Here is a 1,714-nt window from a genome sequence, read left to right as displayed (position 1 = left end):
CCCGGACGGCCGCCCGGGTGGCGGTCCGGACGGCGGTTCGTGCGGCGTTCCGGACGGCGGTTCATGCGGCGTTCCGGACGGCGGTTCATGCGGGTGAGGGGGTCGTGGGAGGAGGCGGATGGCGTGGTGGACCGCGTCGAGGTGGGCGCGCATCCCGGTGGCGCCGGCCGCGTCGAGGCCGGTGCAGGCCGGAGGGAGGCCGATGCTGATCCGCTCGGCCAGCCCGTGCGCGACCCCGGCGAGCGCGGACGTGTCGGTGCCCCGTACGTCCCCGTATCGCAGAGCGCGGGCGAGCGCCGGGAGCGCCAAGGCCAGGCGGCCCACGTCCGCGTCCAGCGCGGCGCGGTCCGCCAGCACCCGCATCACCACGGGCAGCGCGTCCGGCAGGTCGGCCGACAGGCAGGACTCGGCGAGCGCGGTGACCTCGGCCAGCTCGGTCGCCGCCACCGCGCGCGCCTCCGCCCGGGCGGTCGCGGCGCCGCGGACCGTGGTGCCCCAGCCGCCCGCCTCGGCGACCCGGACGTGCAACTCCGGCTCCCAGCGCAGTCGCCAGGACTCGCGGAAGGTGCCGGTGCCCGGCCGCCCCTCCGCCGGCACACCCCAGTCCACGTCGAGCAGCCGTAGCCGGTGCAGCAGCCGACTGCGCGCCGCGTCGGTCTCCTTGCGCAGGTCGAGGTCGAGCCGGCGCTCCTCCGCCTCCGGCCGCAGCCGCAGGGTGCGCTGGAGGCGGGCGAGGTCGCGCTGGAGCGGGACGGCGGGCGCGCCGTCCGGTACCCGGCCGAGTGCGTCCCCGACCACCAGGCGGTCCTCGACGAGCCGCAGCGGGACGTCGGATCCGCCGCACATCACCGCGCGGGCCGCCTCGATGGTCTCGGCGAGTCCGGCCAGCGGTCGCCCGCGCAGGGCGGCCAGGGTGCCGGCGAGCCGGACGGCCTCGATGACGTGGGCCGTGGAGACGGGGTGGTCCTCGGCCCGCAGCAGCCGGGCGACCCGGGTGAGCCATCGCTCCACCGGCCGGTCCGGGGCATCGAAGAGGTGGGCGTACCAGCCGGGCGCGTCCACCCCCGCCCCGTATCCGCTGCGCCGGGCGAGCCGGCGGTGGGTCCAGGGCACCCAGGTGGCTTCGGTCCGCACCCGCGGCAGCCCCTTCAGCAGAGCCCGGTCGGCGGCGGCGGTGGTCGTGGCGGCGAGCGCCGGCACGTGCCAGGCGCCGCAGACCACGGCCACCGCGTCGCCGTGCTCCCTGCGCGCCGCACGGAGCTGAAGCCGCATATGGGCCTCGCGCACCGCGTCCCGGCGGGCGTCCGCCGCGCCGCCGGCGTCGCCGGCGGCCCCCGGTTCCCCGGTCGTGCTGCGGCGCAGCGCGGTCATGGCGTCGGCGAGTTGTGCGAAGACGGCGAGCGGGTCGCGGGGCACGGCGCCGGGCGGACCGTGGGCCGCGGGCGCGGCGGCCCGGTGCTCCACCGCGTCCTCCCACCAGCGCTCCGGGTCGTCGTAGCCGCCCGCCGCGGCGAGTGCGGCGAGCGGATCCCGGCGCACCCGCCACCCCGGAGCACCGCCGGCCGCATCGACCCCCGGAGCACGGTGGGCCGCGTCGACCCCCGGCGCACGGCCGGCCGCGTCGACCCCCGGAGCACCGCCGGCCGCGTCCGCCCCTGCGTCAAGGTCGGCCGCGGCAGCCTCGGGGTCGCCGCAGTCGCCCCCGCCCCCGCCT

At 79.6% G+C, this 1,714-nt stretch carries 1 protein-coding gene; it reads right to left on the bottom strand.

The annotated features are described in order from the left end of the window. Window positions 1–1,539 (bottom strand): DUF5682 family protein (locus tag C6N75_RS20960; protein ID WP_407703252.1); only part of this gene is annotated, 1,539 nt, incomplete at its 3' end. Window positions 1,540–1,714 lie beyond the last annotated feature (175 nt).

The organism is Streptomyces solincola, assembly GCF_002982015.1.
Classification (GTDB): Bacteria; Actinomycetota; Actinomycetes; order Streptomycetales; family Streptomycetaceae; genus Streptomyces; species Streptomyces solincola.
This window is presented reverse-complemented; position numbering and strand designations above follow the sequence as displayed.